We start from the raw sequence: 25,102 nt of genomic DNA, 5'->3' as shown, positions 1-25,102 counted from the left end.
GCTTTTGCGGCTTATTCGGCGCCGGTGCAGGTGAGCGGTGTGGGTGATCACACGGTGTCGTACCGGGCGACGGACAAGGCGGGCAACACGTCGGCGGTGAAGTCGGTGTCGTTCGCGGTGGTGGCGGCTCCGCCGCAGGACACGACCGCGCCGGACACGTCGGCCTCCGTCTCGGGTACGAAGGACGCGTCCGGGAACTACGTCGGCAGTGCGACGGTGACGGTGACTGCCTCCGACTCCGGTTCGGGCGTGGCCACCATCGAGTACTCGCTCGACGGCGGCCCCTATCTGACGTACTCCACGCCGGTGGCCGTGAACAGAGCGGGGAGCCACACCTTCCTGTACCGGGCCACCGACAAGGCCGGCAACACGTCCACCGCGAAGTCGCTGTCCCTCACCGTCGTCGACAGTGAACCGCCGACCAACTGCCCTGAGCAGGACGACCGTTCCACGGTGTTCCTCGGCTCGGTCAACACCGGCGTCCCCGACCGCGTGACGACGAACGGCTGCACGATCAACGAGCTGATCGAGGACCACCGTGCCTGGAGCAGTCACGGCGCGTTCGTCTCCCACGTCGAGAAGGTCGTCGCGGCCCTCCGGCGCGAGGGCGTCGTCGACCAGCGGGAGGCGGGCCAGATCAAGAAGGCCGCCGGTCGCTGCGATGTGGGCGATCCGCACACCGCTCGTACGGAACAGTGAGGTGATGGCGGGGGCCGCGATCCCCGCCTGATCTCTGGGGGGTTCGGCGCCCGACGGAGCACTCGCCGAAGCGCCTCGCAGGCCTCGACCGTACGGCGGCAAGGCCCGATGGAGTGGAGCCGGCCGGCTCCACTCCATCGGGCCTGCCCGTTGTCACGGCCGCCAGGCCCCCTCCAGCGGGTCACGCCGCGGACTCCGGTCCGGCACGCGCTCGTCCGCCGGGGGACTTCAAACCGGCTTTGTCCATTGCGAGATGAAAGTACATCGGACTGCCGCACAAGTTCTTTCGTGTTCGGCACCACGGTGCTACGGTCCTTTTGAAAGTCGCGCCCCGAAGTGCCGGGTGTGCGTACGACTCCGGCGACGACGGGAGGGGCGGCGTGAGGCGTATGACGGCTCGACCGGCCAATGTCCATCAGGCCAGGCTGCTCCGTCTGCTGCGCGACCTCGGCCCGCAGTCCCGGGTCGCCCTGGGTGACCAGGTCGACCTCTCGCGCTCCAAGCTCGCGGTCGAGATCGACCGGCTGCTGGAGACGGGCCTCGTCGTCCAGGACGGTCTCGCCGCCTCCCGCGGCGGCCGCCGCTCGCACAACGTCCGGATCGCCCCCTCGCTGCGGTTCCTCGGCGTGGACATCGGTGCCACCTCCGTGGACGCCGCGGTCACCAACGCGGAGCTGGACGTCCTCGGCCACCTGTCCGAGCCGCTGGACGTACGTGAGGGCCCGGTCGCCGTGTTCGAGCGGGTGCTCGCCCTAGCCGCCAAGCTGCGCGAGGCCGGGCTGGCGGAGCACTTCGACGGCGCCGGGATCGGCGTGCCGGGGCCCGTCCGCTTCCCCGAGGGGGTCCCCGTCGCGCCGCCGATCATGCCCGGCTGGGACGGCTTCCCCGTCCGCGAGGCGCTGAGCCAGGAGCTCGGCTGCCCCGTCCTCGTCGACAACGACGTGAACCTGATGGCCCTCGGCGAGCAGCAGGCCGGAGTCGCCCGGTCCGTACGCGACTTCCTGTGCGTCAAGATCGGGACCGGCATCGGCTGCGGCATCGTGGTCGGCGGCGAGGTCCACCGCGGGGTTACCGGCAGCGCCGGCGACATCGGCCACATCCAGGTGGACCCGGAAGGGCCACCCTGCGCCTGCGGCAACATCGGTTGCCTGGAGGCGCACTTCGGCGGCAACGCTCTGGTGCGCGACGCGACCACGCTCGCCGAGGCGGGCCGTTCGGCGGAGTTGGCCGGGCGGCTCGAGGCGGCGGGACGGCTGACCCCCGAGGACGTGTCGGCGGCCGCCGGCGCCGGGGACGCCGCGGCCCTCGAATTGATCCGCATGGGCGGAAGCCGCACCGGTCAGGTCATCGCGGGCCTGGTCAGCTTCTTCAACCCCGGCCTTGTGGTCATCGGGGGAGGGCTCACCGGGCTGGGGCACACCCTCCTGGCCAGCATCCGCACCCAGGTCTACCGGCAGTCCCTGCCGTTGGCGACCGGCAACCTGCCGATCGTCCTCGGCGAGCTCGGCCAGATCGCCGGCGTCGTCGGCGCCACGCGACTGATCAGCGACCACATCTTCTCACCGGCCTGACGCGCCTGCGCGCGGCCGGAATCCGTTCCCGGTGAACGGACGCGTTCCCGCGTCCGTCGCCCGCGCCCACGAGCATCCCAGGAGCGCCTATGGACAGTCAGAACGGCTCGCCCGCCATCGGGGTGGGCATGGTCGGATACGCCTTCATGGGCCGCGCGCACTCACATGCCTGGCGTACCGCCGCCTGTGCCTTCGATCTGCCCATGCGCCCGGTCATGGCCGTCCTCGCCGGACGCGAGCGAACCGCCTTGGAAGAGGCCGCCCGGCGCCAGGTCTGGGCCGCGACGGAGACCGACTGGCGGGCCCTGATCGCCCGCCCCGACGTGCAGTTGGTGGACATCTGCACCCCCGGATCCAGCCACGCCGAGATCGCGATCGCGGCGCTGGAGGCCGGTAAGCACGTGTTGTGCGAGAAACCGCTTGCCAACACCGTCGAGGAGGCGGAGGCGATGGCCGCCGCCGCGGCCGCGGCATCACCTCGCGGGGTGCGCTCCATGGTGGGGTTCAGCTACCGGCGCACGCCGGCGCTCGCCCTCGCCCGGCGACTGATCGCCGACGGCCGCCTCGGCAGCCTGCGGCACGTACGGGCACAGTACCTCCAGGACTGGATCGTGGATCCGGAGTTCCCGCTGGTGTGGCGGCTTCAGCGCGAGCACGCCGGCTCCGGCGCGCTCGGCGACCTCGGCGCCCACATCGTCGACCTCGCCCAGTTCCTCGTCGGGGAGCGGCTGTCGGGGGTCTCCGCCTTGACCGAGACGTTCGTCCGCGAACGCCCCCTGCCCACGGCCTCGTCGGGCCTCGCGGCCGTCGCCGACGGGACGGCGCCGCGCGGACCCGTCACGGTGGACGACGCCGCGCTGTTCACCGGCCGGTTCCCTTCGGGCACGGTCGCGTCCTTCGAGGCCACGCGGGTCGCCGCCGGCCGGAAGAACGCCCTGCGCATCGAGATCAACGGCGACCGCGGCAGCATCGCCTTCGACCTGGAGCGCCTCAACGAACTGGACTTCCACGACCACACCGAGCCGGCCGCGACCGCCGGATTCCGGCGGATCCTGGTCACCGAACCCGACCACCCCTATCTCGACGGCTGGTGGCCGGCGGGTCACGGACTCGGCTACGACCACACCTTCGTGCACCAGGTGCGCGACCTGATCCACGCCATCGCCGAGGGCCGCGACCCGGAGCCGTCCTTCGCCGACGGTCTGCAGGTGCAACGGGTGCTGGCCGCTGTGGAGCACAGCGCCGCCAACGACAGCCTCTGGACCCCCGTCCTGCACAAGGGAGTTCCGCAGGGGAACCCGCCACTGCCGTCCGGGAACGGCACCCCCGTCGTGGTCGTGCCCTGACCGTACTCCGGGCCGCCGGCCACCCCCATGGCCCGGCTGGCGCCGCACATTTCACGTAGCCGGACATCCGCGACGAGGTACACACTCCGTTCGCCAAGGAGGATTTCAGGAAAACTCCGGGCGGGAATATCCGACCGGTCGAACAACTTTCCTTCGCCGGTCGGAAAGACGGCCGGTGTCAACCGCCGTACGCCAGCGCTGGTGAAATCCGGGGCGCGTCCGGCCATGCGTTCCGGAAATGCCCGTCTGCCTCCTCGGGGGATTCGCGCGCCCTTTCCCGTGCGGAGTTCCGCACGCCTACGGGGGTGCGGGGTGGCGGCCCTCATCGAACCACGGTTTCCCCAGGAAGGCGGGCGGTGGTCGGCGTGCGCGGCGTCCCGCCGCGCCGGCGAACGGTACGAAGTCCAGGCATTCCCGCCGTACGGCGATGCCGATTGCGCAATGCGTTAAACAGGAGTTGCCGCTTCTGGCCACGAAAGGCTCGGAAGCTTCGCGAACCCTTCTCAAACAACGCCGTGAGAACTACCTTCCTCTCATCCCGCCGGGCGACACGGAAAACGTCCGACCGTGCGTACCGGAGTCCCCTCAGGGGCCTCCCCGCAGAGGCCGCCACGTCGCGAACCAACCGGTCCGAATTCTCAATAAGTTGACGCTCCGTCATGTCACTCTGGCGGACATCGCATCAGAGGGAGACCCATGAGTACCCCGCTGCTCGAGATGCAAGGCGTCGTCAAGGAGTTCCCCGGCGTCCGGGCCCTCGACGGCGTCGACCTCGACGTGGTCGCCGGTGAAGTGCACTGCCTGCTCGGCCAGAACGGGGCCGGCAAATCCACGCTCATCAAGGTCCTCGCCGGAGCCCACCAGCCCGACGAGGGGCACATCGCCTGGGAGGGCGAACCGGTGACGCTCCCGACCCCGACGGCCGCCATGCGCCACGGGATCGCCACCATCTACCAGGAACTCGACCTGGCCGACGGCCTGTCCGTGGCGGAGAACATCTACCTGGGACACGAGCAGTCCCGGCTGGGGTTCGCCCAGCGCTCGCGGATGCACGACGCCGCCCGTCAACTCCTGTGCAGGCTCGGGCATCCGGAGATTCCCGTCTCCCGCGAGGTGGGTGAGCTGTCCGCGGCCGGCAAGCAGCTCGTGTCCATGGCGCGTGCTCTCTCGCACGAGGCGAGGCTCATCATCATGGATGAGCCGTCCGCCGTCCTCGCCCACGACGAGGTGGACAACCTCTTCCGCATCATCGGCGACCTCACCGCGGCCGGCGTGGCGGTCGTCTACATCTCGCATCGCATGGAGGAGATCCGCCGGATCGGGGACCGCGTCACCGTCCTCAAGGACGGCCGCACGGTCGCCCGGGGACTGCCGGCGCGAAGGACCCCCACCGCCGAGCTGGTCTCGCAGATGACCGGCCGCACCGTCGAGTACGCCTTCCCGCCGAGGCCCCGACGCCCCGACCCGGACGAGCGCCCGGTGCTTCTGGAGGTCGAACGCATCAGCCGCCCGGGGGAGTTCCACGACATCTCCTTCGACGTCCGGGCCGGCGAGATCGTCGGGCTGGCGGGCCTGGTCGGCTCCGGCCGCTCCGAGATCCTCGAAGCGGTCTACGGAGCCCGGCGTCCGGCCTCCGGGCGCATCCGCGTGGCCGGATCCGCCCTCCGGCCCGGCAGCATCACCGCCGCCGTCCGGGCCGGCCTCGGACTCGCCCCGGAGGAGCGCAAGAGCCAGGCACTGTTCATGCACTCCTCCATCGCCCACAACGTGTCCATGTCCTCGCTGCGACGGTTCGCCCGCGCCGGCTTCCTCGACGCCCGCACCGAGCTGAGCGCCACGACGGACGCGGTCCGCAGGCTCGACCTGCGGCCCCCCGACCCGACCCGGCCGGTGCGCACCCTCTCCGGCGGCAACCAGCAGAAGGCCGTCGTCGCCCGCTGGCTGCTCACCGACTGCCGGCTGCTGCTGCTCGACGAGCCCACCCGCGGAGTGGACGTCGGGGCGCGGGCGGAGCTCTACGCGCTCATCCGGCGGCTCGCCGATTCGGGAGTCGGCGTGCTCCTCGTCTCCAGCGAGGTGCCCGAGGTCCTCGGCCTCGCCGACCGCGTCCTCGTCATGCGCGAAGGCCGGGTGGTCCGCGAGGCAGTCGCCCTGGACCTCGACGAATCGAAAGTGCTCGACCTCGTCATGGAAGGGAGCTCCGTGTGAGCCAGCAGACCAGTCCCCCCGGCGGGAGCGGTCCGCTGCCCGCCACCGGCCAGGGATCCCCGGCCGGACCCGTCCGGCAGACCGGCTCGTCCCTCGGCAAGGGCAGCGGCAGACCCGCCTTCCTCGGGCACATGGGCCGGGTGCGCAACCTGGGCCTGTTCGTCGTCCTCGTCCTGCTGTGCGTCGTCGGCGCGCTGAGCTCGGACAACTTCGCGACCAGCCAGAACGCCCTGGTCATCCTCACCAGCGCGGCCGTCATCGGGGTCATCACGATCGGTCAGACCTTCGTCATCATCGGCGGCGGCATCGACCTGTCCGTCGGCGCGATCGTGGCACTCGGATCCGTGTGGTGCACCACCGTGGCCACCCAGTCCTTCGGGTTCGGCGGCATGGTCTTCTGCGCGCTCGCCGTGGGCGCGGTCGTCGGCCTCGTCAACGGCCTGATCATCGCCTACGGCAACATCGTAGCGTTCATCGTCACGATCGCCATGATGGCGAGCGCCCGCGGACTGGCCGAGCGGATCTCCGACCGGCAGTCCCAGGTGGTCACGGTCGAGTCGTTCAACTCCCTCGCCTCCACCCGGTTCCTCGGCATCCCGCTGCTCGTCTACATCCTGGCGGTCGCCGTGCTCATCGGCTGGGTGCTGCTCAACCGCACCACCTTCGGCCGCCGGACGTTCGCCATCGGCGGCAACCAGGAGGCCGCGCGCCTCGCCGGACTCGACGTACGCCGACACACCGTGGTGCTGTACGCCCTGTCCGGCCTGTGCTGCGGCATCGCCGCGATCATGCTGACCGCGCGGACCACCTCCGGGGCCAGCAACCTCGGCGACCTGTACGAACTGGACTCGATCGCCGCGGTGATCATCGGTGGCACCCTGCTGACCGGCGGCCGCGGCTCGCTCGTCGGCTCGATCCTGGGCGTCCTCGTCTTCACCACGATCACCAACATCTTCGTGCTGAACAACCTCACCACCGACATCCAGCAGATCGCCAAGGGCCTGATCATCGTCGCCGCCGTGCTGATCCAGCGGCGCGGCCGGAGAACCGCCACCCCGTAGCGGCGGCGCGGGCGGCGGACCGACCCCGCTGCCGCCGCCCGCGCCGCCCCCGGCCCAGCCGCGCGGCACGTCCGCATCGACCACGGCAGGCACGACGCAGGCAAGACCCCCGTGACTGGAAGGACTGACGAGATGGACAAGCGCGGACTCGGCGGACTGGACCGCAGAAGGCTCCTCCTCGGCGGCGCCGTACTCGGCGGCGGAGCCTTGATCGCCGGCTGCACCAGCAACCAGAGCGACGCCTCCACCAGCGATGTGAACGCGGCGGGCAAGGCCGGAACCGACAACGACAAGCCGGGCAAGCAGGTGTCGATCGGGTTCTCGGCCCCGGCGGCCGACCACGGCTGGATGGCCGCCATCACCAAGAACGCCATGGCGCAGGCCAAGCAGTACTCCGACGTGCACTTCGAGGCCGTCGAGGGGACCAACGACGTCAACGCGCAGATCAGCCAGGTCCAGACGCTGATCGGCAAGAAGGTGGACGTCCTGGTCATCCTGCCCTTCGACGGCAAGGCGCTGACCGCCGTGGCCCAGCAGGCCATGGACGCGGGCATCCCCGTCATCAACGTCGACCGGGTCTTCGAGACCCCCCTCGCGTACCGGGCGTGGGTCGGCGGCGACAACTTCGGCATGGGGCTCAACGCCGGCCTTTACATCGGCAGGACCCTCAAGGCCAAGGGTGTCTCCGCGCCCGTGATCGGCGAGATCGCCGGTATCGACAACCTCGAACTCACCAAGCAGCGCAGCGCCGGGTTCAAGCGGGGCCTGGCCAAGTACGGCTTCCACGTGGGGATCCGGCAGGCCGCCAACTTCACCGCGGACTCGGGTCAGCAGGTGATGAGCAACGTGCTCCAGGCACGCTCGCACCTGGACGCGGTGTGGAACCACGACGACGACCAGGGCATCGGCGTCGAGGCAGCCATCAAACAGGCGAACCGGAGCGAGTTCTTCATGGTCGGCGGCGCCGGCTCCAAGCACGCCATGCAGGAGATCAAGGCCGACAACTCCGTGCTCAAGGCCACGGTCGTCTACCCGTCCAACATGTCCGCCTCGGCGGTCAAGCTCGCCCGGCTCGTCGCCCAGCACAGGGGCATGAGCGACCTCGTCGGGCAGGACCTGCCGTCCTCACTCACCCTGTTCTCCGCCACCGTGACCAAGGAGAACGTCGACCAGTACCTTCCCGGCGCCTTCAGCTGAGCCGGCATCCACCGTCCCCGAGATCAGGTTACGAAAGGTTGATGATGTCCCGCAGAGGTATCGTCGCGCTGCTGTCGGCGGCCGCTCTGGCCCTGCCGCTCGCGGCCACCAGCACCACCACCGCGCACGCCGCCGCACCCGCCTTCAGAGTGCTGGTGTTCTCCAAGACCACCGGCTACCGGCACGCCTCCATCCCCGACGGGATCGCGGCGATCGAGAAGCTCGGCCAGGAGCACGGCTTCGCGGTCGACACGACCGAGGACGCCACCCGGTTCAACGACGCCGAACTGGCGCAGTACCAGTCGGTCGTCTTCCTCTCCACCACGGGCGACCCCCTGGACCAGCAGTCCGAGAAGGACGCCTTCCAGCGCTACATCGAGCACGGCGGCGGCTTCGTCGGCATCCACGCCGCCGCCGACTCCGGTTACACCTGGGCTTGGTACGGCGGCCTGGTCGGCGCGTACTTCAGGGACCACCCGGCGATCCAGCAGGCGACCGTGAACGTCGTGGGCCAGGGCACCGCGGCCACCAAGGACCTGCCCAACCGCTGGACCCGCACCGACGAGTGGTACAACTACCGCTCCAATCCCCGTCCGGACGTGCGTGTCCTGGCCACGCTGGACGAGAGGACGTACAACCCGATCGGGTACACCGGCGGCTCGATGGGCGCGGACCATCCCATCTCGTGGTGCCACCCGTACGACGGCGGCCGGTCCTTCTACACCGGCATGGGCCATACGTCGGAGAGCTACACCGACCCGCTGTTCCTGTCGCACCTCCTCGGCGGCATCGAGATGGCGGCCGGTACCGCGAGGTTCAACTGCGACCCGGAAAGCACCGGCTGACCGGCGGCCACGCACCCCGGCGCGCCCACCGTCCGAGGAGCGCGCAGGGCCCCGGTTCTCCTCCGTGCCCGGACGACGGGCCGGAGGGGACCGGAAGCAGCGGACAGGGGACAGCGACATCGACAGCGAGGAACGAGCAAGCGGGGCGCTACCGCGCCCGGCCGACGGAGGTGACGAGATGCCAGATCAGCGCAGTCGCACGGGTGTCTGGTTGGCGGGGGCACGTGGATCGGTGGCCACCACGGTCGTCGCGGGCACGGCCGCTCTGCGGGCAGGGCTGGCCGGGTCGGCCGGATGCGTCACCGAACAGCCGGGGTTCCCCGACGCCGGCCTGGCCGCCCTGTCCGACCTGGTCTTCGGCGGGCACGACGTGGCCTGCACGCCGCTGCCGAAGCGCGCCGAGCAGTTGGTCGCGGCCGGGGTGCTGCCCCACGGGCTGCCCGCCCTGGTCCACGACGACCTGGCCGCCGCCGACGCCGAGATTCGCCCGGCCCCGCTCCCGGACCGGGACATGAGCCAGTCGGACGCCGCCGAGGCGATACGCGCCGACATCGACGCCTTCCGCGAGCGGCACGGCCTGGCGCGGGTGGTCGTCGTCAACGTGTCGTCGACCGAACCGGTCGTCCCGGAGCACCCGGCGCACGTCTCGGCCCAAGCCCTGCGAGCCGCGCTCGCCGCCGGTGAGAACGTGCTGCCGCCCAGCTCCCTCTATGCCCTGGCAGCGATCGACGCCGGATGCGCGCACGTCGACTTCACGCCGTCCGCCGGCATGCGGATCCCGGCACTGGAGGAACTGGCCGGGGAAGCCTGCCTGCCGTACGCCGGGAACGACGGCAAGACCGGGGAGACCCTGCTCAAGGCGACCCTCGGGCCGATGTTCGCCGCCCGGGGCCTGCGGGTGCGGACCTGGTCCGGCACCAACCTGCTCGGCGGCGGCGACGGCGAGACGCTCGCCGATCCGGCCGCGATGGCCAGCAAGGCGGTCTCCAAGCAGCGGGTGCTCGCGGAGACGCTGGGGCACCCGGTCGAGGGTGAGGTCCACATCGACTACGTGCCCTCCCTCGGCGACTGGAAGACCGCCTGGGACCACGTGACGTTCGAGGGGTTCCTCGGCGTGCGGATGAATCTGCAGTTCACCTGGGCCGGTTGTGACTCGGCACTGGCCGCGCCGCTGGTGCTCGACCTCGCCCGGCTGACGGCCCGGGCTCATGAGCGGGGGATCTCCGGCCCTCTCGGCGAGCTGGCCTTCTTCTTCAAGGATCCCGTCGGCGGCGGTGAGCATGCCGTGATGGCCCAGTACGAGACCCTGCGGACCTTCGCCGCCGGGCTCGGAGGCCGGCGGTGATCCGCCCGTCCGCGCTCCGGTTCGGCCCACGCGCGGTCCGGCGGGCGGGCGGTGACGCCGGGTCCCACAACGGCCCGCCCGGGGCCCCGCGTCCGGGATCCGCGGTCCGCGCGTCCGCCAAGCCGTCGCCGGGCCGCCGCCTGCGGGACCTGGCCGACCTGGTGCGCGCCCCGGCCGCGTTCACCGTGCCGGGGGACGTCCTGGCCGGAGCGGCCGCCGCGGGCCGTCGCCCCGGTGCGTCCGTGGCCGGGCTGGCCGCCTCCTCAGTCTGCCTGTACTGGGCCGGGATGGCGCTCAACGACTGGGCCGACCGCGACTTGGACGCCGTCGAGCGCCCCGAGCGGCCGATCCCCTCGGGCCGCGTGTCCGCTCCCCTCGCCCTGGGCACCGCGGCCGCCCTGACCGCCGTCGCCCTCGGCGTGGCAGCGGCCGCCGAGGGCCGGCGCGCGCTGACGGTCGCCGTGCCCCTCGCTGCGACCGTCTGGGGCTACGACCTGTGGGCCGGGTCCCGCTCGGTGGGCCCCGCGGTGATGGCGGCCGCCCGGGGACTCGACGTGCTGCTCGGTGCCGGCGCGGACCGGCTGCGGCCCGCCCTCCCGGCGGCCGCGATCGTCGCCGGGCACACCCTCGCCGTCACCGCGCTCAGCCGCGCCGAGGTGACGGGAGCGGAACCGTGGCTGCCTCGGGGAACACTGGCCGCCACCGGAGCCGTCGCGGCCGCGACGGCGTTCCGCGACGGCCCGGCGCGCCAGGGCAGGGGCCGCGGGCGCCGGCTGGCCCTGGCGGGCGGCCTCGTCGCGTACGGCGCCACGGCGGGCCGTGCCCAGGCGCGGGCCGTCGCCGATCCCTCGCCGGGGAAGATCCGCGGGGCCGTCGGCGCGGGGATCCTCGGCCTGATCCCGCTCCAGGCCGCGCTCACCGCGGGCGCGGGCCAGGTCCGTTCCGCGCTTCCGCTCGCCGCGGTCTTTCCGCTGGCCCGAGCCCTGTCCAGGCGGGTGTCGCCGACATGACCGGACCCCGCCACCGCGACACCTCGTCCGCCGAGCCCGTCCTGCGGTACGGGTTCGGCACCAACGGCTTCGCCAACCACCGGCTGGAGGACGCGCTCACCGTCATCGCCGACCTGGGCTACGACGGCGTGGCGCTCACCCTCGACCACCACCACCTCGATCCGTTCGCGCCCGGCCTGGCCGCGCGGACGGTGGCCCTCGCCCGGCGGCTGGACGGTCTCGGGCTCGGCGTGGTGATCGAGACCGGAGCCCGCTACCTGCTCGACCCCTGGCACAAGCACGAGCCCACCCTGCTCGCGGCCGAAGGGCGGGAACGCAGGGTGGACTTCCTGCGCCGGGCCGTGGCCGTCGGCGCCGACCTCGGCGCCCAGGCCGTCTCCTTCTGGGCCGGCGTCAGACCCGCGGCCCTCGACCCGCGGGCGGCCTGGGACCGGCTGGTCGCCGGATGCGCCGAGGTCGTCGAGACGGCGGAGAAGGCGGGCGTCCTCCTCGGGTTCGAACCCGAACCGGGAATGCTCGTGGAGTCCGTCGACGAGTACACGAGGCTGGCCGCGGCGCTCGGCGACCCGGCCATGTTCGGCCTGACCCTCGACATCGGCCACTGCCGCTGCCTGGAGCCGTACCCGGTGCCCGAGTGCGTGCGCCGGGCCGGGAACCGGTTGGTCAACGTGCAGATCGACGACATGCGCCGCGGCACGCACGAGCACCTGGAGTTCGGCAGCGGCGAGATCGACTTCCCGCCCGTCCTCAGCGCCCTCGACGAGGTGGGCTACCGCGGGCTGGTCGCCGTCGAACTGCCCCGGCACAGCCATGACGCACCGGGCGTGGCCCGCCGCTCCCTGGACTTCCTGCGCTCGTGCGACCCAGCGGTCCGCCGTGAGGAGGAGATGGCATGACACCCGACCGCCTCAGAGACGCCCTGACCGACCGGATGACCGAGAAGGGCAGGAACTGGCTCGCCGGCGCGTGCGCCTCGGTCACCGCGGACCCCGGAGCCGTCCGCGGCCTGTTCCCCCTGGTCGGACGGCGATGCGGCCGTGGCCCGCTGGACCCCGCCGACCCGCACGGGTGGACGGTGGACGACGCGGCCCGGGCCCTGCTGCTCGCCGCGATCCCGTTGGCCGGCACCCCGTTGCTGGAGGAGCTCGGGGAGCTCTACCGGACCGGTGACGCGGCCGAACGGTGCGCCGTGCTGCGCGGCCTGCCGCTGCTGCCCGTCGGCGACGGCGCGCTGCCCCTGGTGCGCGACGCGCTGCGCACCAACGACACACGGCTGATCGCGGCGGCCCTCGGCGATTACGCGACCGGCCACCTGGACGCGGAGACCTACCGCCAAGGCGTGCTCAAGTGCGTCTTCACCGGCATCCCGCTGACCGCGCTGCCGGGCCTGCCCGGCCGGGCGGACGTCCAACTGGCCCGCATGATGGCCGCGTTCGCCCAGGAGCGGACCGCTGCGGGACGGGACGTACCCGCCGACCTCGGCCTGATCCTCGCGCTGTTTCCGGACGTACCGGCACCCGGTCACGGGGAACGCGCGGCCGTCCCCACCGCGACCACCAACCGTCCCAGCCCCCGGGAGGCGTGATGCGTATCTTCGATCCGCACATCCACATGACCTCGCGCACCACCGACGACTACGAGGCGATGCACGCGGCCGGCGTCCGCGCCCTGGTGGAACCCGCGTTCTGGCTCGGCCAGCCGCGCACCTCCGTGGGCAGCTTCCTGGACTACTTCGACTCCCTCATCGGCTGGGAGCCCTTCCGCGCCGCCCAGTTCGGTGTCCGCCACCACTGCACCATCGCCCTCAACCCCAAGGAGGCCAACGACCCGCGCTGCGCGGAGGTCCTCCAGCACCTGCCGCGCTACCTGCTCAAGGACGGCGTGGTCGCCGTCGGCGAGATCGGCTACGACTCGATGACGCCCGAGGAGGACAAGGCGTTCGCCGCCCAGTTGCAGCTCGCTCTCACCCACGACCTGCCGGCGCTGGTCCACACGCCGCACCGCGACAAGGCCGCGGGCGTGGAGCGCACCCTCGCCGTGGTGAAGGAATCGGGAATCGCCCCGGAGCGCGTGGTCGTCGACCACCTGAACGAAATGACGGTACGTCAGGTCGTCGACTCAGGCTGCTGGATGGGCTTCTCCATCTACCCCGACACCAAGATGGACGAGCGTCGCATGGTCGCCGTGCTGCGCGAGTACGGCACGGACCGGATGCTCGTCAACTCGGCCGCGGACTGGGGACGCAGCGACCCTCTGAAGACCCGGAAGACCGGGGACGCCATGCTCGCCGCCGGCTTCTCCACGGACGACGTGGACCGGATCCTGTGGCGCAATCCCGTCTCCTTCTACGGCCAGAGCGGCAAGCTGGAACTCGACGGCTCCGAAGCGCCCGGGGCCGGCACCACGTACGAGGGCAACTCCGTGGTGCGCGGCGCCCCGGCGGAGGTGTAGCCGTGCGGCTGCTCCACCCCGACGGCACCGTCGTCCACCTCGCGTACTGCACCAACGTCCACCCCGCCGAGGACCTCGACGGAGTGCTCGCTCAACTGGCCCGGCACGCCGAGCCGGTGCGCGAGCGGCTGGGTGTGCCCGTCCTCGGCCTGGGCCTGTGGCTGGCCCGCGACGCCGCGGCGGCCCTCGCCGCGGACGACGGCGCGGTCGCACGGCTCCGCCGGGAGCTGACCGCCCGCCGCCTGGAGGTCGTCACCCTCAACGGCTTCCCCTACCGCGGCTTCCACGACCCCGTCGTCAAGCACGCCGTCTACCGGCCGGACTGGACCACGCCCGAGAGGCTGCACTACACCCTCGACCTCGCCCGCGTGCTCGCGGCACTGCTTCCCGACGACGCCGCGCACGGCAGCGTCTCCACCGTGCCGCTGGGCTGGCGGACCCCGTGGACGGCCGGACAGGCGGACGAGGCCGCCCGTACGCTCGACTCGCTGGCCGGCGGCCTGGCCACCCTCGCCGCCGACACGGGCCGGACGATCAAGGTCGGTCTCGAACCTGAGCCGGGCTGCGTCGTCGAGACCACCGCTCAGGCCGCCCGGCACCTCGCCCGCGTGGACACCGACCGCATCGGCGTCTGCCTGGACGCCTGCCATCTGGCGGTCGGCTTCGAGGAGCCGGCCGCCGCACTCGCCCGTCTGGACGCGGCCGGGCTCCAGGTGGTCAAGACCCAGGCGTCCTGCGCCCTCCAGGCCGGCGACCCGGCCGATCCGGCGACACGAGCGGCACTGGCCGCCTTCACCGAGCCGCGCTTCCTGCACCAGGTCCGGGAGTCGGCTCCCCCACAGGCGACGTCTGCCGGAGCACCGGGCACCCCGCCCCTGGCCGTGGACGACCTGGACGCCGCCCTGGCCGGGGGGCTGCCCGGCCGCGCACCCTGGCGAGTCCACTTCCACGTGCCGCTGCACGCCGACCCGGAGCCCCCGTTGACCACGACGCGCCCCGAACTGGAGGCGACCCTCGCCGCCCTGCTCGGCGGCGACACCGCGCGCACCGCTCACGTCGAGGCCGAGACCTACACCTGGGGCGTGCTCCCCGAGGGCCGCCGGCCGCGGGGCCCCGGAGCTCTCGCCGACGGCATCGCCGCCGAACTGGCCTTCACCCGCGACCACCTGATCTCTCTCGGCCTGAAGGAGGTCGTCGCCCCGTGAGTCCCGTTCCCCTGCTCGTCCTCGATGTGGTGGGCCTCACCCCCCGGCTGCTCGCCCACATGCCCCGGCTCCGCGCCCTGGGCGAGGCGGGCTTCACCGCACGCCTCGACACCGCGTTCCCCGCCGTCACCTGCACCGTGCAGTCCACCCTGCTCACCGGGCAGCCCGCCACCGGCCACGGCATCGTCGGCAACGGCTGGTACTTCCGCGAGCTCGGCGAAGTGCTGCTGTGGCGCCAGCACAACGCGCTCGTCGGAGGGGAGAAGCTGTGGGACGCCGCGCGCCGCTCGCACCCCGGCTACCGCGTCGCCAACGTCTGCTGGTGGTACGCCATGGGCGCCGACGTCGACCTCACCGTCACCCCGCGGCCGATCTACTACTCCGATGGCCGCAAGGAGCCCGACTGCTACACCCACCCCCCGCAGCTGCACGACGAACTCAGCGCCAAACTCGGGACGTTCCCGCTGTTCACCTACTGGGGGCCGACCGCCTCCCTCACCTCCTCCCGATGGATCGTCGACGCCGCCCGGCACATCCTCGCCACCCAGGCCCCCGACCTCAGCCTTGTCTACGTCCCCCATCTCGACTACGACCTGCAGCGCTACGGGCCCGACGATCCCCGCGCCGCCGCGGCGGCGGCCGACGTCGACCGGGTCCTCGCCCCCCTGCTGGACGACGCCGCCGCCCGCGAGATCACCGTGGTCGCCCTCTCCGAGTACGGCATCACCAACGTCTCCAGGGCGGTGGACGTGAACCGGGTGCTGCGCCGGGCGGGGCTGCTGAACGTCCACACCCAGGACGGCATGGAATACCTCGACCCGTGGACGTCGGCCGCCTTCGCCGTCGCCGACCATCAGGTCGCCCACGTCTACGTGGCCGACCCGGCCGACACCGAACGCGTCCGCGAACTGCTGGCCGGCACCGACGGCGTGGCCGAGGTGCTCACCGAGGCCGGGAAGAAGGCGTACGGCGTCGACCACCCGCGTGCCGGGGACCTCGTCGCCGTCGCCGAGCCCGACGCGTGGTTCACCTACTACTACTGGCTCGACGACGACCGCGCCCCGGACTTCGCCCGTCTGGTCGAGATCCACCGCAAGCCGGGCTATGACCCGGCCGAGCTGTTCATGGACCCGAAGGACCCCAAGGTCAAACTGCGCGCCGCCGCCGCACTCGCCCGGAAGAAGCTCGGCCTGCGCTACCGCATGAGCGTGGTCCCCCTCGACCCGTCCCCGGTACGCGGCAGCCACGGCCGCCTGCCCGGCCACCCGGACGACGGCCCCGTGCTCCTGTGCTCCCAGCCGCGCGAGGCGCGGGAAAACTACGACGCGACCGAGGTCAAGGACCTGCTGCTGCGCCTGGCCGGGATCACGCCGAGCGCCTCCCCGGCCCCCTGACCGCTCGACCCCACGACCGCCCCGACCGACGAACCCACCGGAGGAACCGATGCCACGCCCGATCACCTTGTTCACCGGTCAGTGGGCCGACCTGCCGTTCGAGGAGGTGTGCCGGCTGGCGGCAAAGTGGGGGTACGACGGGTTGGAGATCGCCTGCTGGGGCGACCACTTCGAGGTCGACAGGGCCCTCACCGAAGAGGACTACATTCCGCGCCGCCGCGCCGTGCTGGAGAAGTACAACCTGCGCTGTTGGACACTCTCCTGCCACCTGACGGGCCAGGCCGTCTGCGACCACCCCATCGACGAGCGCCACCGCGGCATACTCCCCGCCCGCATCTGGGGCGACGGCGAGCCGGAAGGCGTCCGGCAGCGCGCCGCGCGGGAGATCCAGGACACCGCGCGCGCCGCCGCCGCGTTCGGGGTGAAGACCGTCGTCGGCTTCACGGGATCCTCGATCTGGCACACCGTGGCGATGTTCCCGCCGGTGCCGCCGGAGATGATCGAGCGCGGCTACGCGGACTTCGCCGAGCGCTGGAACCCCATCCTCGACGTCTTCGACGAGGTCGGCGTGCGCTTCGCCCACGAGGTCCACCCCTCCGAGATCGCCTACGACTACTGGACGACGGTGCGCACCCTGGAGGCCATCGGCCACCGGGAGGCGTTCGGGCTCAACTTCGACCCGTCCCACTTCGTCTGGCAGGACCTGGACCCGGTCGGCTTCCTGTGGGACTTCAAGGACCGCATCTATCACGTGGACTGCAAGGAGTCGGTCAAGCGGTTCAACGGGCGCAACGGCCGCCTCGGCTCCCATCTGCCGTGGGCGGACCCCCGTCGCGGCTGGGACTTCGTCTCCACCGGGCACGGGGACGTCCCCTGGGAGGCGTGCTTCCGGATGCTCAACTCCATCGGGTACGACGGGCCGATCTCGGTGGAGTGGGAGGACGCCGGCATGGACCGCATGGTCGGTGCCCCCGACGCCCTGCGGTTCATCCGGGCGCTCGGAGCGATCGAGCCGTCGGCCCAGTCCTTCGACTCGGCCTTCTCGTCCGGAGACTGACCTCTTCACGGCCCGGACCCGCCTTTCGCGGCCGGCCGACGGCCGGTGGGGGCCGCCGGCCGGCCGCGGCGGCCCGGACGCGCGATCGGCCCGCGAGGACGGTTCGCGGGGACAATCGTGCCGCCCTGTGAAGACATGAAGGACTTGGGGGTCGGGGTCTTGCTCTCGCGGATGACGCGAGATCAGGATGTGGCGCCAACTGACTGGTGAGTAACAAGCGCCTGTCGCAGCCGCCACCACAAGAGGGTCCTGCCATGGCTTCGTTCCCCCGTTCCATCGCCGCGGGGCTGGTCGCACTGATGACGCTGACGCTCGGTGCGACGCCCGCCGATGCCGCCGCGGGCCCCGTCACCGGCTACACCGCCCCGGGATTCGCCGCGGAGTGCACCTTCCATCGGTTCGGCGAGGGCGAGACACCCCCACTGGGCCTGATGGACAGCGATCCGCTGTGCGTGGAGTACGCCAAGCGGGACATCACCGTCAGCAACGGCGGCGCGGTGCGGTTCCTGCTGGCCGAGCCGGCGCGCTTCGCCGTCGCCGTCCCCGCCTGCCGCTACTGGCAACTGGACCACTGGAGCGTGCAGGCGCGACCGCACGGCACCGAACTGGTGGGCTGGGACGGCAGCTACTGGTTCGACAAGAGCACCGGAAGCGCCGGCGCGCGGCTGCGCCACCTGACCGTGGCCGGAGTGCCCGCCACCCCCGCGCACGCGGCCCGGGTGCTGCGGCCGTACGATCCGCGGCTCGCCGACGCCGTCGCGCGTGCGGCCCTCGGCACGACGGTGCACCTGCCCGCCGGCCTGCCGTGCCCCGGTGCGCGCCCGTGAGCGGCCTCCTGACGCGGCGGCGGCTGATCGCCGGTCTGGCCGGGGCGGTCGCCGCGGTGACCACCGGCGCGGTCGCGGCGCCGTCCGCCGCCGCGGCGGCGCCACTGAGCGGTGGCGTGGTCGCCACCCTGGAGGCGTTCGCCGACACCATGGTCCCGGGCCGGAAGCGGTACGCCGATGACCGGGCCATCGCCGGGGCGGCACCCGGCGCCGGCGCGGTACAGGCCGGCGCGATCGCCCTGCTGCGGTTGCCCGAACTCGGGCTGGGCCCGCTCCTGCCCGAACTGGCGGCACTGCTGAACACGCGAGCCACGGCCTACGCGCTCGCCGAGGGGCGCGTGCTGCCGCCCACCCGGCCCGCCTTCACCGCACTGGACTTCGCCGACCGCACCGAACTGGCCGCCACGCTGCTGCGTCCCACCGAGGCGGACCAGAAGGTCTGGGTGCTGCTGGCCCTGTTCAGCGCCGCCGCCTTCGACACGGCGGCCCACCTGCACACCACGGAGGCGATCGGCGAGCGCCACCCCGGCCTGGCCTGGCTGCGCTTCCCGGCGCCGGACCCGGACGGCCTCTGGCGCTTCCCGCAGTACTCGTACGGCCGACGGCTCGCGCGGGAACATCCGCGAACCACCATGGGAGGCAGCCCGGCATGACCGTCACCGAACGTACCGACGTGCTGGTCGTCGGCAGCGGATTCGGCGGTTCCATCCCCGCCTACCACCTGGCCGCCGGCGGAGCGCGGGTCGTCGTCCTCGAACGCGGACCACACCTGCGGTCCGCGGACTTCGCCCACGATCTGCGCATCGGGAGCTACACCCGCACGGTCGACTTGGTGCAGGGCGACGGCATCACCGTGGTCGCCGGCAACTGCGTCGGCGGCTCCAGCGTGGTGTACTTCGCCGCCTCACTGCGCGCTCCCGGCTTCGTCTTCGACCGCCGGGGCAGCCTCGGCCACCGGCTGTGGCCCGCTTCGCTCACCCGGGCGTCGCTGGATCCCTGGTACGACCGGGTCGAGGAGACCCTCCCGGTCGCCCTGCCGCGGTGGGACCAAGTCCCGTATCCAGGGGGCCTGTTCGCCGCCGCATGCACCCGCGCCGGACGCACCTGCAATCCGGTCCCGGTCGCCGTGGACCTGGACCGCTGCACCAACTGCAACTGGATGCTGAGCGGCTGCCACTTCGACGCCAAGCGCTCGATGCTGCTCAACTACCTCCCGGCCGCCACCGCGGCGGGCGCCGAGATCCGGGCCCTGCACGAGGTGCAGACGATCGCCCCGGCCACCACGCCCGGCTACCGCTACCGGGTCGCCTACACCGTCCTCGACGCGGACGACTACCGCGTGCCGGTGGGCGCGGGAACCATCGAGACCAAAGTGCTGGTGCTCGCCGGCGGCGCCCTGGGCACGCCCGTGCTGCTGCGGCGCTCGGCCGCGCTGCTCGGCGGGGTGCCGGGCGCGGTCGGCCGGTACTTCTCCGGAAACGGCGACCGGGTCTCCATCGCCGACGTCGACGAGTCCAAGGTGCGCGATCTGCTGGGTCTGGAACGGGCACCGGGCACACCGTACGAGGCCTTTCCCGTGGGCAAGCCGATCGGGTCGATGTCCTTCGACCGACTCGACCCGCGGGCACCGGAGTTCACCCGCTTCTCCCTGCAGCAGATCTACTTCCCCGGCATCACCAACATCCTGGCGCAGGCCACCGACCGTCCGGACTCCAGCTGGTTCGGGGTGGAGAAGAAGGAGCTGCGGGCCCGGTGGCGGTCCTGGCTGTCGGTGCTGGCCATGACCGAGGACGACAACGAGGGCGTCTTCGGGGCGCCCCCCGCCACCGGAGGCTTCACCCGCGTCGCGTCCTCTGTGGGCCTGTCCAGCCTGCGCTACCGGCCCACCGCCAACACCCTGCGCGGCTGGGCCGCCGCCGACGCCGAGGCGCGAGCGGTACTGGAGCGGGACCGGCTCGCCCGGGTACGCCCGTGGAACGAGGTGGTCGGCTCCCTCACCGCCCACCCACTGTCCTCCTGCCGGATGGGCGACGACCCCGCGAGCTCGGCGCTGGACGAGCACAACGAACTGCGCGGCCATCCCGGCCTGTTCGTCACCGACGCGGCCGCGGTGCCCACCTCGCTGTGCGTCAACCCGTCCCTGACCGTCGCCGCGCTGGCCGAACGTGCCTGCCCGCACATCGTGGCCCGCGCGGCCGAGGCGGGCGTGGCGGTGCGCTACGGGGCTCCGGCACCGGACGGGTCGACCGCCGGCCGCCGGGGCGTCCTGAAGAACGCGCTGAGAGAGAGCCGATGAAACGGAAGCAGGACGACGTCGCCCGCCTCTACCCACCGCGGCTGCGGGGCCGGCCGGGCCGGCTGGAGGTCTGGTACGCGACGTTGACCGACCCACGGACCGGCACCGGGGTGTGGATCCACCACGAGGTCGTCACGCCGCCGGACGGCAGACCGGGCCCGGCCCGGGCCCACGGCTGGATCTCGGTCTTCCCACCCGGCGGGCCTCCCGTGACCGAGCGGTTCACGGCCGACGCCGAGCCGGCGCCCGAGCAGACCGACCCCGGCGCGGTCTACTTCGCGTCCGCCGACGTGCACGCCGCGCGGGCCCGCCTGTCGGGACGCGCGGGACGGATCCGATGGCGACTGGACGTCCACGAGGCCGGCACCCCCCTGTACACGTTCCCTCGCTGGGCCTGGGAACGGGCGGTCCTGCCGGCGGCGCAGATCGTGCCCGCACCGGACGCGGGCTTCGACGGCTTCATCGAAGTCGGGTCGGAACGAATGGAGTTGGCCGGAGCCACGGGCGCGGTCGCCCGTATCGCGGGTCATGGCAACGCCCGGCGCTGGGCCTGGCTGCACGCCGGGCTCGGCGGCGGAGACGTCCTGGAGGTGGTCGCCGCCGTCGCGCGCCGACCCGGAATGCGCCTGCTGCCACCGCTGCCCCTGCTCCAGCTGCGCGTCGGCGGAAGGGACTGGCCGACCGATCCGCTGCTCGCCGCGCCGCTGTTCAAGGCCCGGATCGGCCTGCCGGAGTGGTCGGTGCGCGGCCGGGTCGGACGGCGCAGGCTGTCGGTCGAGGTACGCCAGGAGCCGGGCGACTGCGTGACGCTCGGCTACACCGACCCGGACGGAGCGACGGCCACCTGCACCAACAGCGAAAGGGCCTCGGCGGAGGTGGTCGTCGAACGACGCACCGGTTCACGCTTCGAGATCGAGCACCGGTGGACACTCGACCACACCGCACACGCCGAAGTCGGAACGCGCCCCTGACCCGTGCGCCGTCCCCCCCCCTCGTCGGCGGTGGACGGTACGTTCGGCGCCGTGAACCCCTCCCACGACGTCACGGGTCTCGCGTACGCCCGGGGCGGGAGGGGTAGGGGACCCGCGTGAGCGGCTCGGGGGGACGGGGACTGGAGGCGGCGCGTGTCGCCGAGATACTGGTCGGGCGGCACGGCGGACTGCCCGGCCGGCGCGGTTCCGGCTACCGGGTGGGCGCTTCCTTCGTGCTGACGGCGGCGCACGTCGTGGCCGGCCCGGTGGCGGCGCTGCGGGTGCGCTTCGACGCCGACCAGCCGGGGGGGTGGAGCGCCGACGCCCACGTCGTACTGCTGGCCGAGACCGCGGACGTGGCCCTGCTGGAGCTCGCGCGCGTGCCGTCCGGGGCCCCCGCCGCCGACCCGCCGCGCTGGGCCGCGGTGCCCGGCACCGACGTGGTGCTGCCCTTCACCGCGATGGGCTTCCCCCGCTTCAAACTCCGCCAGGACACCGCGCGGCCGCTCGACGACGGCTCGGCCGGCCAGTACCGGGACTCCTGCCATGTCTCCGGCACGGTCTCCGTGCTGTCCAACCGCCGCGAGGGCACCCTCGAACTGGCCGTGGCCGTACCGCCCGCCGACGTCGAACCGGAACGCTCCCCCTGGGAGGGGATGTCGGGCGCGGCCGTCTGGTGCGACGGAGCCGTGATCGGTGTGCTGAGCGCCCATCACCGCGCCGACGGCCTGGGAAGGCTCGCGGCCCGCCGGGTGGAACGCTGGTACGACTGGCTGTCCCCGGACGAACTGGAACTGTTCCAGCAGCACGCCGGACTTCCCGCACGCGACGCCCTCGCCCGCGCCGACGGCGCGCACACGCCGCACGACCCGAACAGCCGGCACGCCCCGAACAGCTCGCACGGCCCGAACAGCTCGCACGGCTCATACGGCCCGCTTGATCCCCGCAGCCCTCACGACCTTCGCCGTCCGGTCCCCGTCCCCGTCCTCGCATCGCTGCCTCCCGACGTCCCCCTGCGCGAACTGGCGCCTCTCGTGGACGCGTTGACCGCACTCCCGATCCTGCGCAGCCCGAACGGCACGGCCCTCCTCCTGGAGAGCATCAGCGACCGGATCGCGGCGAACAGCCCCCGCGACCCCCGGCTGCGGATGGACGTCTACGGCATCGTGCGCACCTGTCTGCGCTACCCCGGCACCCTCGACCAACTCCTCGAAGCGGTGCGCCTGCTGGAGGGAGCATCGGCGGAGGCGGACCGCGTGGACGAGGCCGCCGCCCAACTGGCCCGGCGCTACAGCTGACTTGATCTCGCGGCGCGGCCGGGAAACGGGGTTTCGACTTGTGCCGCGCTGGGTCATCATGGATGAGGGCACCGACGGTGACGACTCGCGTGTACGGGAGGGGACTTGGCAGCCGTGGAACAGACGATGCCTGCCGTGGAGTCCGATCTCGTCGATCTCTCGGGGATCTCACTGGAAGCGCTGCGGTCCATGGACGGCCCGGCCTTCACCGAGTCGCTGGAGCAGTTGCTGCACCACATCGACGGCCCGCAGGCCATCACGCTGTCGTACAACCCGTCCCGCTTCGACTGACGCGATGAGGTGATCGGAACGGTGCAGTGGGGAATCCGTGGCTGCTGAGGCCACGCAACGGGGGGACCACGCACAGGGGCACCGCGTACGGGACGACGGCGTACGGCGGGAGCACCTGCCGTTCCACAGGCTCTCGGAAGCCGGCGTCCTCGCGCTCGCCCGCGGTGACGGCGGCGGCGATGTGGTCGCGGAACTGCTGAACGCCGAGCGCAGCCGCCGCCTCCTGCTGCTGCGCGCCCTGGACGACGAACTGTCCCGCGGCGCCCCGCCCGCGCGGCGGGCGGAACCGGTCGGAGAGCGCCCGGTCCGGTACGCGGAGGCCTGGACCCTGCTGACCCGCGCCCAGCACCGCTCGCCCGAGGCGTTCGAGGACGTCCTGATGTCCCCGAACACCGGGATGTGGGTGTCGCTCGCGGTGCGCCGGGCCAGGGGACGGGCCTACGAGGAGGCGCCGCGGTGGGTGGTCGTCGGGCATCTCGCGGCCCTGGCCGCCGCCGCGGCGGCGCGGGCCGGACTCGACTTCTCGATCACCGTTCCCGTGCGGGGCGGACTGGTGCCGCTGCCGACCCTGGGATGCGCGGTCCTGCCGGACGGGAAGGCGTGGAGCACCGCCCGCGTCACGGGACACGGAGGCCGCCTGCGGATCAGCGGCTCGGGCGGCGAGGTGGAGGTCGCGCCGCCGTGGGACGTCCGCGTCCCCGGCTGGCACCCGAGACGCCTGCTGACGCTGGGCTCGGGCGAGGGTGCGAAGACCCTGGTGCTGGAGGACCTCGACCCCTACCGGACGTTCCCCCGCCCCAGTGAGCCGCGTCCGCTGCCGGAGCCGGAGGCGGAGCTGTGGCGGTCGCTCCTCGCCGGCGCGTGGGACACGGTCCTGCGCGACGACCCGGAGAGCGCCGAGGCCATGCGGCGCGGGCTGATGTCGCTCACCCCCACCGAGTCGAGAGAACGTTTTCGGCCGCACAGCAGCACCGCCGGCGACGCCTTCGGCGCCCTCACGGCATCCCGGCCGGACGACGTCGCGCAGCTCGCCGCGACCCTCGTCCACGAGTTCCAGCACACCAAGCTGGGCGGTCTGATGCACCTGGAGGCACTGACCGTGCCGCCGCCGCAGCCGTCGTCCCCGGAGCACCTGCTGTACGCCCCCTGGCGCGACGACCCCCGCCCCCTGGGCGGCCTGCTCCAGGGCATCTACGCCTTCCTCGGCGTCACCCGGTTCTGGCGGGCACACCGTCAGGCCGCCACCCCGGCGGACGCCCCGACGGCCCACTTCGAGTTCGCGCTGTGGCGCACCCAGGTGTGGTCCACCCTGAACGCGGTCCGCGGACACGAGCAGCTGACCCCGCTCGGGCGCCGCGTCGTCGAGAGCCTGCACGCACGGTGCGCCGAGTGGATGGCCGACGAGGTCCCGGCGGCCGAACTGCGCCTGGCCCAGGAGGCCGCCGAGGACCACCTGGCCCGCTGGCGGGCGCACCACCTGCGGCCGCCGGCCGCCGCCGTCGACGAGGCGGTGCGCGCCTGGCGGCACGGTGCCGCCAGGCCTCCGGCGTCCCTGGCCGCCGAACCGATGCTTGTGCCGGACACCGAGGCGCGCTTCCTGGACGGCGCGGCCGTCCTCGCCCGCCACCACCTCGGCGACCCCGACGGAACCTGGCGGCACACCGCCGCCCACGACGACGGCGACGCCGGGGGAGTCGACGGCGCCGGCCCGGCCGACGTCCTGCTGGCCCGCGGCGACAGCGCCGGAGCCCGCGCCGCCTACGTCGACCGGCTGGCCCGCAAGGGCGCGCCCGTGTCCGCCTGGGCGGGCCTGGGCCGGGCGCTGGCCGACGACCCCGCCCACCGGGCCGCCTCCTGGCTGCTGCTCCGCCACCCGGAGCGGGCCCGCGCCCTCCAGGACGCCCTGGAGGCCGCGACGGGCCGCCGCGCGGACCCCGTGGACCTGGCGGCCTGGCTGGCGTCCGGCGGGACGGCGGAGAGCTAGGGGTTGTCGCGCCCTTCGGATGTCGCGCGGCCGCCCGGCGGGGCGG

Annotated in this window: 21 protein-coding genes and 1 pseudogene; all 22 read left to right on the top strand. The window is 72.8% G+C overall.

Translation table 11 applies throughout. The annotated features are described in order from the left end of the window. Positions 1-675 (top strand): annotated as a pseudogene (locus tag ACIPM1_RS19860) (OmpL47-type beta-barrel domain-containing protein); the annotation flags it as partial. 413 nt (positions 676-1,088) lie between these two features. After that, entirely contained in the window at positions 1,089-2,270 is a 1,182-nt protein-coding gene (locus ACIPM1_RS19855; RefSeq protein WP_402436349.1) for an ROK family protein, read from the top strand. Positions 2,271-2,359: 89 nt separating this feature from the next. Beyond that, complete coding sequence (locus tag ACIPM1_RS19850) at positions 2,360-3,616, top strand: Gfo/Idh/MocA family protein (protein ID WP_402436346.1); 1,257 nt, start codon at positions 2,360-2,362, stop codon at positions 3,614-3,616. Between the two features lie 696 nt (positions 3,617-4,312). Next, complete coding sequence (locus ACIPM1_RS19845; RefSeq protein ID WP_402436343.1) at positions 4,313-5,824, top strand: sugar ABC transporter ATP-binding protein; 1,512 nt, start codon at positions 4,313-4,315, stop codon at positions 5,822-5,824. Further along, positions 5,821-6,885 (top strand): ABC transporter permease, encoded by a 1,065-nt coding sequence (locus ACIPM1_RS19840; protein ID WP_402436340.1) that lies wholly within the window; start codon positions 5,821-5,823, stop codon positions 6,883-6,885. Before ACIPM1_RS19845 ends, ACIPM1_RS19840 begins: the two co-directional genes overlap by 4 nt. Before the next feature lie 132 nt (positions 6,886-7,017). Continuing rightward, on the top strand, positions 7,018-8,082 hold the full coding sequence (locus tag ACIPM1_RS19835; RefSeq protein ID WP_402436337.1) for a substrate-binding domain-containing protein: 1,065 nt from the start codon (positions 7,018-7,020) through the stop codon (positions 8,080-8,082). A 41-nt stretch (positions 8,083-8,123) separates the two neighbouring features. Beyond that, the gene (locus tag ACIPM1_RS19830; protein ID WP_402436334.1) at positions 8,124-8,927 is read left to right on the top strand and encodes a ThuA domain-containing protein; all 804 of its coding nucleotides are present in this window, start codon (positions 8,124-8,126) and stop codon (positions 8,925-8,927) included. Between the two features lie 178 nt (positions 8,928-9,105). Continuing rightward, positions 9,106-10,272, top strand: a complete 1,167-nt coding sequence (locus ACIPM1_RS19825) for an inositol-3-phosphate synthase (protein WP_402436331.1) — start codon at positions 9,106-9,108, stop codon at positions 10,270-10,272. Then, the gene (locus ACIPM1_RS19820) at positions 10,272-11,282 is read left to right on the top strand and encodes an SCO3242 family prenyltransferase (RefSeq protein ID WP_402436672.1); all 1,011 of its coding nucleotides are present in this window, start codon (positions 10,272-10,274) and stop codon (positions 11,280-11,282) included. Before ACIPM1_RS19825 ends, ACIPM1_RS19820 begins: the two co-directional genes overlap by 1 nt. Further along, positions 11,279-12,178 carry a sugar phosphate isomerase/epimerase family protein gene (locus ACIPM1_RS19815; protein WP_402436328.1) on the top strand — a complete coding sequence of 300 codons (900 nt, stop codon included), beginning with the start codon at positions 11,279-11,281 and terminating at the stop codon, positions 12,176-12,178. The genes ACIPM1_RS19820 and ACIPM1_RS19815 overlap by 4 nt, the downstream gene beginning before the upstream one ends. Next, positions 12,175-12,867 carry an EboA domain-containing protein gene (locus ACIPM1_RS19810; RefSeq protein WP_402436325.1) on the top strand — a complete coding sequence of 231 codons (693 nt, stop codon included), beginning with the start codon at positions 12,175-12,177 and terminating at the stop codon, positions 12,865-12,867. The genes ACIPM1_RS19815 and ACIPM1_RS19810 overlap by 4 nt, the downstream gene beginning before the upstream one ends. Beyond that, positions 12,867-13,733: a TatD family hydrolase gene (locus ACIPM1_RS19805; RefSeq protein ID WP_402436322.1), complete on the top strand. Its 867-nt coding sequence runs from the start codon at positions 12,867-12,869 to the stop codon at positions 13,731-13,733. The genes ACIPM1_RS19810 and ACIPM1_RS19805 overlap by 1 nt, the downstream gene beginning before the upstream one ends. 2 nt (positions 13,734-13,735) lie before the next feature. Further along, complete coding sequence (gene eboE, locus ACIPM1_RS19800; RefSeq protein ID WP_402436319.1) at positions 13,736-14,938, top strand: metabolite traffic protein EboE; 1,203 nt, start codon at positions 13,736-13,738, stop codon at positions 14,936-14,938. Between the two features lie 59 nt (positions 14,939-14,997). Continuing rightward, positions 14,998-16,332 (top strand): alkaline phosphatase family protein, encoded by a 1,335-nt coding sequence (locus tag ACIPM1_RS19795; RefSeq protein ID WP_402436669.1) that lies wholly within the window; start codon positions 14,998-15,000, stop codon positions 16,330-16,332. 49 nt (positions 16,333-16,381) lie between these two features. Next, the gene (locus ACIPM1_RS19790; protein ID WP_402436316.1) at positions 16,382-17,389 is read left to right on the top strand and encodes a sugar phosphate isomerase/epimerase family protein; all 1,008 of its coding nucleotides are present in this window, start codon (positions 16,382-16,384) and stop codon (positions 17,387-17,389) included. A 254-nt stretch (positions 17,390-17,643) separates the two neighbouring features. Then, positions 17,644-18,216 carry a hypothetical protein gene (locus ACIPM1_RS19785; protein WP_402436312.1) on the top strand — a complete coding sequence of 191 codons (573 nt, stop codon included), beginning with the start codon at positions 17,644-17,646 and terminating at the stop codon, positions 18,214-18,216. Then, positions 18,213-18,869: a DUF5987 family protein gene (locus ACIPM1_RS19780; protein WP_402436309.1), complete on the top strand. Its 657-nt coding sequence runs from the start codon at positions 18,213-18,215 to the stop codon at positions 18,867-18,869. The genes ACIPM1_RS19785 and ACIPM1_RS19780 overlap by 4 nt, the downstream gene beginning before the upstream one ends. Then, on the top strand, positions 18,866-20,512 hold the full coding sequence (locus tag ACIPM1_RS19775; protein WP_402436306.1) for a GMC family oxidoreductase N-terminal domain-containing protein: 1,647 nt from the start codon (positions 18,866-18,868) through the stop codon (positions 20,510-20,512). Before ACIPM1_RS19780 ends, ACIPM1_RS19775 begins: the two co-directional genes overlap by 4 nt. Further along, the gene (locus tag ACIPM1_RS19770; protein ID WP_402436303.1) at positions 20,509-21,483 is read left to right on the top strand and encodes a hypothetical protein; all 975 of its coding nucleotides are present in this window, start codon (positions 20,509-20,511) and stop codon (positions 21,481-21,483) included. Before ACIPM1_RS19775 ends, ACIPM1_RS19770 begins: the two co-directional genes overlap by 4 nt. A 116-nt stretch (positions 21,484-21,599) precedes the next feature. Then, the gene (locus tag ACIPM1_RS19765; protein ID WP_402436300.1) at positions 21,600-22,781 is read left to right on the top strand and encodes a trypsin-like peptidase domain-containing protein; all 1,182 of its coding nucleotides are present in this window, start codon (positions 21,600-21,602) and stop codon (positions 22,779-22,781) included. 105 nt (positions 22,782-22,886) lie between these two features. Next, entirely contained in the window at positions 22,887-23,072 is a 186-nt protein-coding gene (locus ACIPM1_RS19760; protein WP_392192733.1) for a hypothetical protein, read from the top strand. A 37-nt stretch (positions 23,073-23,109) separates the two neighbouring features. Continuing rightward, positions 23,110-25,056: an HEXXH motif domain-containing protein gene (locus tag ACIPM1_RS19755; RefSeq protein WP_402436296.1), complete on the top strand. Its 1,947-nt coding sequence runs from the start codon at positions 23,110-23,112 to the stop codon at positions 25,054-25,056. Positions 25,057-25,102: the final 46 nt, after the last annotated feature.

Source organism: Streptomyces sp. NPDC086766, from assembly GCF_044746005.1.
GTDB lineage: Bacteria > Actinomycetota > Actinomycetes > Streptomycetales > Streptomycetaceae > Streptomyces.
This window is presented reverse-complemented; position numbering and strand designations above follow the sequence as displayed.

Bases quoted from the DNA above. Each gene is read 5' to 3' on its own strand.
- ACIPM1_RS19855 (WP_402436349.1), top strand. From the start codon at position 1,089: ATGACGGCTCGACCGGCCAATGTCCATCAGGCCAGGCTGCTCCGTCTG.
- ACIPM1_RS19850 (WP_402436346.1), top strand. From the start codon at position 2,360: ATGGACAGTCAGAACGGCTCGCCCGCCATCGGGGTGGGCATGGTCGGA.
- ACIPM1_RS19845 (WP_402436343.1), top strand. From the start codon at position 4,313: ATGAGTACCCCGCTGCTCGAGATGCAAGGCGTCGTCAAGGAGTTCCCC.
- ACIPM1_RS19835 (WP_402436337.1), top strand. From the start codon at position 7,018: ATGGACAAGCGCGGACTCGGCGGACTGGACCGCAGAAGGCTCCTCCTC.
- ACIPM1_RS19830 (WP_402436334.1), top strand. From the start codon at position 8,124: ATGATGTCCCGCAGAGGTATCGTCGCGCTGCTGTCGGCGGCCGCTCTG.
- ACIPM1_RS19825 (WP_402436331.1), top strand. From the start codon at position 9,106: ATGCCAGATCAGCGCAGTCGCACGGGTGTCTGGTTGGCGGGGGCACGT.
- ACIPM1_RS19815 (WP_402436328.1), top strand. From the start codon at position 11,279: ATGACCGGACCCCGCCACCGCGACACCTCGTCCGCCGAGCCCGTCCTG.
- ACIPM1_RS19810 (WP_402436325.1), top strand. From the start codon at position 12,175: ATGACACCCGACCGCCTCAGAGACGCCCTGACCGACCGGATGACCGAG.
- ACIPM1_RS19805 (WP_402436322.1), top strand. From the start codon at position 12,867: ATGCGTATCTTCGATCCGCACATCCACATGACCTCGCGCACCACCGAC.
- ACIPM1_RS19795 (WP_402436669.1), top strand. From the start codon at position 14,998: ATGCCCCGGCTCCGCGCCCTGGGCGAGGCGGGCTTCACCGCACGCCTC.
- ACIPM1_RS19790 (WP_402436316.1), top strand. From the start codon at position 16,382: ATGCCACGCCCGATCACCTTGTTCACCGGTCAGTGGGCCGACCTGCCG.
- ACIPM1_RS19785 (WP_402436312.1), top strand. From the start codon at position 17,644: ATGGCTTCGTTCCCCCGTTCCATCGCCGCGGGGCTGGTCGCACTGATG.
- ACIPM1_RS19775 (WP_402436306.1), top strand. From the start codon at position 18,866: ATGACCGTCACCGAACGTACCGACGTGCTGGTCGTCGGCAGCGGATTC.
- ACIPM1_RS19770 (WP_402436303.1), top strand. From the start codon at position 20,509: ATGAAACGGAAGCAGGACGACGTCGCCCGCCTCTACCCACCGCGGCTG.